A 7,495-nucleotide genomic window follows, 5' to 3' on the forward strand; every position below is an offset into this window, starting at 1 on the left:
AACGCCCAGTTAAACGGCGTGCCCATTGCCATCAAAATGCCCATAATCGAGAGCATGGTAATGATGACTTGCAAACCACCCAAGCCGAATACGAGGCGGCGCATGGCTTTGAGTTTGGGCAGGGAGAATTCGAGACCGATGCTGAACATCAAGAATACAATGCCAATTTCGCCCAAATAGTCGGTAGCGTGGCTTTGCGGAATCAGTTTGAACATGCCCGGGCCGGCAATAAAACCGACCAAAAGATAACCGAGCATGGAAGGAATGTTGAACTTGCGACAGCAGATAACCGTAATGACGGAAACCAACAGGACAATGACAATGGGACCGAGGGAGAATTCGTGCATAGAGTGGGCGGCCTTTCGTTAAAAGTAGCTATTGTTATATAGGCCGTCTGAAACACGTCGAAAACCGACAGTAAACCCAAATAAAAACGCACAGAACGAACTTCATTTCTGCGATTTGATTTCCCGTATCATGTTTATTTGGACTTACTGTTTCGAGCGTTATCTAACGGATTATTAAGATTATATCAAGATAGAATGTAAAGTAGTGTTTTGGTTGACAAAAAGGGCCGTCTGAAATATTCAGACGGCCTTTAAATAAACAAACGGTTTAAGGCATCAACATGCCGCCGTTGACATGAAGTGTCTGACCGGTAATGTATTTTGCCTGATCAGAAGCTAAGAACAAGACTGCATCGGCAATATCTTGCGCTTCACCGAATTTGCCCAAAGAAGTTTGCGCTTCAAAAGTTTTGCGGGTTTCTTCTGGCAGGGCACGGGTCATATCGGTGTCGATAAAGCCGGGGGCAACACAGTTGACGGTAATGCCGCGGCTGCCGACTTCACGCGCCATAGATTTGGAGAAGCCGATTAAGCCTGCTTTTGCGGCCGCATAGTTGGTTTGACCGGCATTGCCCATCACGCCGACAACGGATGTGATGTTAATGATGCGGCCGGCACGCTGTTTCATCATGCCGCGCAATACCGCTTTGGAGGCGCGGAACACAGATTTGAGGTTGACCTGCATGATGTCGTCCCACTCTTCCTCTTTCATGCGCATCAGGAGGTTGTCGCGGGTAATGCCGGCGTTGTTGACCAGAATATCCAGTTTGCCGAATTCTTTCTCGATGTCGGCAATCAGGTTTTCGATGGTTTCAGGCTCGGCAGAATTCAATGCACGGCCTTCGCCGCCCCATTGTGCCAAGCGTTCGCCGATTGCAGCCGCACCGCTCTCACTGGTAGCCGTGCCGATAACTTTTGCACCGGCCGCCGCCAAAGTATCGGCAATCGCCGCACCAATACCGCGAGAAGCGCCGGTTACCAAAGCGATTTTGCCGCTCAAATCTTGTGTACTCATGCTGTTTCCTTTTTGATACTATTTATATCACATGCTGTATAAATAGTAGTTAAATGTTTGGATGTCAACCACGCTATTAATTTAACGATAGTTTTCCAAATTTGGACGTAAAGTATTATCAAGGAGAATTTTATCAGTATATTTCAAGCATAAAGGGTGAAATATATCTCCTAATATATTTGTCCAAGGGATAGGGTATCCGGGGTTATTACCTAGAACGTTACCAGGATTATTCTCCAGTTGCTCAGCGTAATTATCCATTCTATTTAATAGTTCGTTGTACCATTCTTGAGTAAAAGGGGTTTGTTTGCGAAAAATATAGGCGCAATTTCCAGCTATGATACTAAAATAACATTGCATATCTTCGCCAATCTTGCCTTCAACAGGTGCTAAGTCTTCTGCTTTAATCTCAGGATAGCCAATAAAATATGCATTACTACAATCTAAAGTGTCAAAAACAGGACTCCAATTGTATTGAGCAGCTTTAATATCACTATAACCTCCACCGTAATGATGCATAAAATAGCAACGTAGATAATCAGCTTTATGTACTAAGGATAAGTATTTGAATGCGTGGTGCAGTGGATACTCAGGTAAAATATATTCTGATAAATTATTTGGAGTAATCAATACCACTTCTACTCCTGAAACTAGTTTCAGAAGCTCAAAATGCGATTGACGGGATTCTGACATTGGATTGTTACCAGTCCAAAAAGTGTAAATTTTTCTAGGAACGGGATTCTTGTCAATTATGAATGTTGTTTGCTTAATAACTTTACTTAGAAAACTATCTGGATAGTTTTCTGATTTATATATATAAGGATTACTTGAAATGAAACGATAATTTGCTTGAAGCTGACGTTGTATTTTCCAAGTATGAAATATTTTTTTTAATATTCGTCTCATTAGCTACTACTCCAAGTAGGGTTGGATTTTTTGATATCTTCTGGGGTTGAACCATTTATAAAAATATTTTCTCAAAGGGTTGTTATATTTTTTTCGTTTTAATTCATATTGTTTTAGTGTGTATGAAGTTAAAAGTTGTAGAAAAATCCCGTTTTCTTTGTAAAAATCATAGTGTTTGTTATAAATTCTTAGTAGGTTGTCTGAGACTTTTATATCAGAGGCTAAATTACTCACTGATGATTCGTCGAGTCGTTGTCGGTAGTAAAATAAAGGTTGATGAATTTGTTTGACTTTCCCACCATTTTTAATGATGGAAATAAACAGTTCCCAATCTTCAATAAAAGTCATGTTGCTATCAAAGCCACCCACTGCATCGTAATCTTTTTTTCGGATTAAGGCGGTAATATAGATGCAGTTCTGCAGTAAAAAGTCTGGTAAGGCAAATTTAGGTAACTTCCATGGTTCATTTCTCGCACCAAAAAGAAAGGCATCGGTATATACAATTGCTAATTTCTTATCAGCTTCAGCTGCATCTACACATACTTTCAAATAGTCTATTCCCAAAAGATCATCTGAATCTAGACAAACAAGGTAATCGCCACGGGCATATTGAATAGCATGAATACGAGCTTTGACGCAGTAAGTATTTTCTTGTGAAAGTACTTTTAATCTAGATTCTTTTTTTGCTTCTTCATATAGAATTTCTAAGGTATTGTCGTTTGAACCATCATCAATAGCTATAATTTCAAAGTTTTGATAAGACTGGTGATAAATACTTAATAAAGTTTCCTTAATGTAATTAGCTGAGTTATAGCATGGAATAATAATGGATATAAGAGGTTGATGTTTATGCATTTTCGCCCTGTTTTTAATTTTCAGTTAAATTATAAGTTTAATTTCCATGTTAATAGAAATTTAAAAGACATTTATCCCAAAATATGATAGTAAGTTTTTGATTTTTTATATGGGCCTATCATTATGGTTTGACTTTTATATCTTCTATTGGATTTGGAAGCTTTATTTCTTTATATGGTTGAATTTGTAGTATATAACTAATCCAATTTTTAAAACTGTACTTTTGTCGAATTTTCTCATCAATATCAACGTAGGGTTTTGCTAAAAACTCATCTAGTTGTGCAAAATCATATCCATCCCAAACTAGGAAATTATTAGGGTGATAAAAATCATAGTATTTTACTTGTGTATTTGTGGTAATCAGCTTTTGTTTATTTCCTAGTGCTTCGAAAGTGCGAAAAGATAAGCCATTATGCTTATCAATAACAAAGTCAATTAATACTTTCGCATGTTGGGCACGTTTAATATTTTCCTCAAAGCTGATTGTTTTATCAATAAGTGTAATGCTCTCATCAGGGTATATTTTTCTGCCATCTGCGTATCTTTTCCAAAATATATTTATGTCAGTACTCTTATTCCTTGTTTTTGCATAGCGTCCAAAATTAGCAATTACTTTTGCTCGGGAGTCCATATGAACACCTGTGAAGTAGAAATCTACTGTTCTTTCGGGAAGGTTATCTAGCTCATAGTCAAAATAGAAATTTGTTGCAGGAAAGAGATGGTATTCCGAATAATATAAATCATTTGAATCAAAAACATAACATCTATTAAATTCATTTATTAAGGGATAAATTGAAGGAAATCGATGTAAACCGTCAAATTGATAATTAACTACACCATTTTGACTTATTTTATTAAGAAATTGAATAAAATCATTATTGTATATGTCGCCACTAATTAATAAAGCGTAGTCTAATTCGCCAATATTCTTAATTTTCTCTGTAATAATATTCTGTAATGTTGAACATTTCAAATTTTTTTTAGCAGATATATCTTTGTAAATAAATTTACTCCATTTTACTTTTAGCCAACTAGAAATAGAAGGATAACGGAAGTTTTCAAAGTCTTCTGTAATATTAATAACTTTAAAACCATGGTATTTCAAATTTTTATCAATTAGTTTATACAATCCGGATACAGTAGGCATTCCAAATAATATTGTTTTACTCATAACTATTTCTTATATTGATTAGAACTTGTTGAAGGTGTTTTCGTAATCAAGTTGCCAATAAGTTAGGCGACTTAATTCCAGTATTTACAATTTTGATATTTATATTCATTCAGGCAGGAGTCTGGCAAAGTTACTTAGTTTGAAATATGCATTAAAAACGGTTATTAAGATGAATCTTCTTGTAAATGCCTATATTTTCTGATTTAGGATTTCTTCCCCATCTTTTTTGTTGTTATTTTACTGGTTTATATTCAAGAATTAAAGACGGCCTTTTTGAGGAAGGCCGTCTAAAAACGTTTTAGTGGGCTTCGATAAATGTAGCCACTTGGTCGGCATTGGTCAATGCGCTGCACGCGGCTTCTTTGTTGATGCGTTTGGCGAGGCCTGCAAGGACTTTGCCGGGGCCGCATTCGGCGGATTCGGTGATGCCTTCGGAAACAAGCGCGTTGACGGTTTCTGTCCAGTGCACCGGGCTGTACAGTTGGCGTACTAAGGCATCTTTGATTTTGTCGGCATCATCGTAAGAAGCGACATCGGCGTTATGGATGACGCGGATTTGCGGTTGTTTGATGGTGATGTCTTTCAATGCTTCGGCAAGCTTTTCCGCTGCAGGCTTCATGAGGCTGCAATGTGAAGGAACGGAAACAGGCAGCGGCAGGGCGCGTTTGGCTCCGGCTTCTTTGGCGGCGGCCATGGCGCGTTCGACTGCGGCGGTATTGCCGGCAATCACAACTTGGCCTGGGGAGTTGAAGTTGACGGCTTCAACGACTTCGCCTTGTGCAGCTTCGGCACAAATGGCTTTGACTTGCTCATCTTCCAAACCCAAGATAGCGGCCATTGCGCCTACGCCTTGCGGTACGGCAGATTGCATGAGTTCGGCGCGCAGGCGGACCAGTTTGACCGCGTCTGCGAAATCCAATGCGCCGGCAGCAACGAGGGCGGTGTATTCGCCGAGGCTGTGGCCTGCAACGACGGAAGGGATTTTACCGCCGGCTTCCAAGTAGGCGCGGTAGGTAGCAATGCCGGCAGCCAGCATGATGGGCTGGGTGTTGACGGTTTGTCCGATTAATTCGGCATCTTCGCCGTTAATCATTGCCCACAGGTCTTGACCCAATACGGCGGAAGCTTCGTCAAATGTGGCTTTAACGATGGCTTGCTCGGCAAAGCCGTTCATCATGCCTAGGCTTTGTGAGCCTTGTCCGGGGAAGAAGAATGCGAAAGACATGGTAATTCCTTATTGGTTTGAATGTTTGAGGGTGTCTGCCAGCAGAAGGAGGGTGGCGACAGTATTGGTTGCGGCGGTCAGCCGGAAGGTGCGGACAAAATTAGGTTTGCTGGTCTTATGCCTGAATGCGAGGCTGCCGCAATAACCGCCCGGCCAGCCGCCAAGCAGGTTGAGCAGGTGTAATTTTGCTTCGGGTATGCGTCTGCCGTGATTGCGTGCGCGCTGTTTGTCTAGGCAGTAAAGCAGGAAAATGTATGCACTCAGTGCGAGATAGGCGGTTGCCAGTTTGGGCAATATTGCTGCCGTTATGCTTAAAAACAGGCTGCTGATGCAGAGTGCAAATGTTAGGGATTTCATGGGTTTGAGCAGAATAGGCCGTCTGAAAAGGGTGTTCAGACGGCCCAACCGTTAGTATTTCACCAAAACCGCACCCCAGGCAAAACCGCCGCCGATGCCTTCGAGCAAGAGGTTTTGTCCGCGTTTGATTTGGCCGTTTTTAATACCGACATCCAGTGCCAGTGGAATGGAGGCGGCGGACGTGTTGCCGTGGTCTTGGACAGTCAAGATGACTTTGTCCATGCTCAAGCCTAAGTGTTTGGCGGTAGAGTCGATAATGCGCTTGTTGGCTTGGTGCGGCACAATCCAATCGATTTGATCAGCAGTGTAACCGGCTTCTTCGATAACGTCATCTGCGATTTTAGACAGCATTTTGACGGCAAACTTGAATACGCCGGGGCCGTCCATACTGATGTAGGGTGAACCACAAACCTGGCCGTTGGCGATTTGTCCGGGGACGTTCAAAAGGTTGAGGTAGTTGCCATCGGCTTTGAGTTTGCTGTGGATGATGCCCGGTTCGTCAGATGCGCTTAAGACAACCGCGCCCGCACCGTCACCAAAGAGGACACAGGTGGTGCGGTCGTTCCAATCGACGATGCGGCTGAAGGTTTCCGCACCGATAACCAAAGCGTTTTTCGCCATGCCGCTTTTGATGTAGGCATTGGCAGTGGTCAGGGCATACATAAAACCGGCGCACACGGCTTGTACGTCAAAGGCAGGACAGCCGTTGGCAATGCCCAATTTTTGCTGCACGATGGTTGCCGTAGAAGGGAACTGCATATCGGGAGTGGCTGTGGCGACGATAATCAGATCGATATCGTCAGCCTGCAAATTGGCATCTGCTAAGGCGCGGCGCGCTGACTCGGCGGCCAAGTCGCTGGTTTTTTCGTTGTCGTCTGCAATATGGCGAAATTTGATACCTGTACGCGTGGTAATCCACTCGTCGGAAGTGTCCACTTTTTTTGCAAGGTCGTCATTGCTGACGCGGTTGGCAGGAAGGTAGCTGCCTGTACCGGAAATTTTGGCATATTGCATGAGAACGGCCTTTTTAGAGAGTTGATTCAGATAGTCGGGTATTGTAAGCGAAAATGGGAAAATTCCCAATATTAAGAATGAAGTCGGTGATTAAAGATAAAAACAGGCCGTCTGAACATTTTGAAGTTTCAGACGACCTGTGTATATCAGCCTTAAGCTTCCGTTGCTGGAGTGGCAGCTTCCAGTTCTGCTTTGGCGGCTTCCAAAGCAGCCAACTGGGTGGCTACGCCTTGTTCGATTTTGGCGAGGCCGGCGGATTTGGCTTCGTGGTAGGCTTCTTCTAAAGCATAACGGAAGCCGACTTCATCGGTTCCGCCGTGGCTCTTAATCACGATACCGCGTAAACCAAGCAGGATGGCGCCGTTAAATTTGCGCGGATCCAGTTTGCCTTTCAAACCTTTGAGCGCGGGCAGGGCGGCAATGGCGGCAAGTTTGTTGAACAGGGTGCTTTGGAATTCACGGCGGATGGCACCGCTCATGAATTTAACCGCGCCTTCGATGGTTTTGAGCATAACGTTGCCGACAAACCCGTCTGCGACAACGACATCGGCTTCGCCATACAAAACGCTGTTGCTTTCGATATTGCCGATGAAGTTGAGTTTGCT

At 42.8% G+C, this 7,495-nt stretch carries 8 protein-coding genes and 1 pseudogene; all 9 read right to left on the reverse strand.

What is annotated here, in order from left to right; genetic code table 11:
- Window positions 1-347, reverse strand: a 347-nt coding sequence (locus ACTHSP_RS15440; protein ID WP_440346340.1) for a cation:proton antiporter, incomplete at its 3' end; no start/stop codon positions are given.
- Between the two features lie 268 nt (window positions 348-615).
- Entirely contained in the window at window positions 616-1,362 is a 747-nt protein-coding gene (gene fabG, locus ACTHSP_RS15445) for a 3-oxoacyl-ACP reductase FabG (RefSeq protein ID WP_003682193.1), read from the reverse strand.
- A gap of 81 nt (window positions 1,363-1,443) precedes the next feature.
- The gene (locus ACTHSP_RS15450) at window positions 1,444-2,268 is read right to left on the reverse strand and encodes a capsular polysaccharide synthesis protein (protein WP_049351969.1); all 825 of its coding nucleotides are present in this window, start codon (window positions 2,266-2,268) and stop codon (window positions 1,444-1,446) included.
- 6 nt (window positions 2,269-2,274) lie between these two features.
- Window positions 2,275-3,123 carry a glycosyltransferase family 2 protein gene (locus ACTHSP_RS15455; protein ID WP_049351986.1) on the reverse strand — a complete coding sequence of 283 codons (849 nt, stop codon included), beginning with the start codon at window positions 3,121-3,123 and terminating at the stop codon, window positions 2,275-2,277.
- 121 nt (window positions 3,124-3,244) lie between these two features.
- The gene (locus ACTHSP_RS15460; protein ID WP_049328892.1) at window positions 3,245-4,294 is read right to left on the reverse strand and encodes a hypothetical protein; all 1,050 of its coding nucleotides are present in this window, start codon (window positions 4,292-4,294) and stop codon (window positions 3,245-3,247) included.
- Window positions 4,295-4,592: 298 nt separating this feature from the next.
- Window positions 4,593-5,519 carry an ACP S-malonyltransferase gene (gene fabD, locus ACTHSP_RS15465; RefSeq protein WP_308111593.1) on the reverse strand — a complete coding sequence of 309 codons (927 nt, stop codon included), beginning with the start codon at window positions 5,517-5,519 and terminating at the stop codon, window positions 4,593-4,595.
- A 9-nt stretch (window positions 5,520-5,528) separates the two neighbouring features.
- Complete coding sequence (locus ACTHSP_RS15470) at window positions 5,529-5,876, reverse strand: DUF1294 domain-containing protein (RefSeq protein WP_036472721.1); 348 nt, start codon at window positions 5,874-5,876, stop codon at window positions 5,529-5,531.
- Between the two features lie 51 nt (window positions 5,877-5,927).
- A complete protein-coding gene (locus tag ACTHSP_RS15475) occupies window positions 5,928-6,890 on the reverse strand; it encodes a beta-ketoacyl-ACP synthase III (RefSeq protein WP_036492865.1) in 963 nt (320 codons plus the stop codon).
- A 152-nt stretch (window positions 6,891-7,042) separates the two neighbouring features.
- A pseudogene (locus ACTHSP_RS15480) lies at window positions 7,043-7,495 on the reverse strand (phosphate acyltransferase PlsX); the annotation flags it as partial.

Source organism: Neisseria sp. P0001.S005, from assembly GCF_051963715.1.

Coding starts and splice junctions, on each gene's coding strand:
- ACTHSP_RS15470 (WP_036472721.1), bottom strand. CDS start 5,876: ATGAAATCCCTAACATTTGCACTCTGCATCAGCAGCCTGTTTTTAAGC.
- ACTHSP_RS15475 (WP_036492865.1), bottom strand. CDS start 6,890: ATGCAATATGCCAAAATTTCCGGTACAGGCAGCTACCTTCCTGCCAAC.
- fabD (WP_308111593.1), bottom strand. CDS start 5,519: ATGTCTTTCGCATTCTTCTTCCCCGGACAAGGCTCACAAAGCCTAGGC.
- fabG (WP_003682193.1), bottom strand. CDS start 1,362: ATGAGTACACAAGATTTGAGCGGCAAAATCGCTTTGGTAACCGGCGCT.
- ACTHSP_RS15460 (WP_049328892.1), bottom strand. CDS start 4,294: ATGAGTAAAACAATATTATTTGGAATGCCTACTGTATCCGGATTGTAT.
- ACTHSP_RS15455 (WP_049351986.1), bottom strand. CDS start 3,123: ATGCATAAACATCAACCTCTTATATCCATTATTATTCCATGCTATAAC.
- ACTHSP_RS15450 (WP_049351969.1), bottom strand. CDS start 2,268: ATGAGACGAATATTAAAAAAAATATTTCATACTTGGAAAATACAACGT.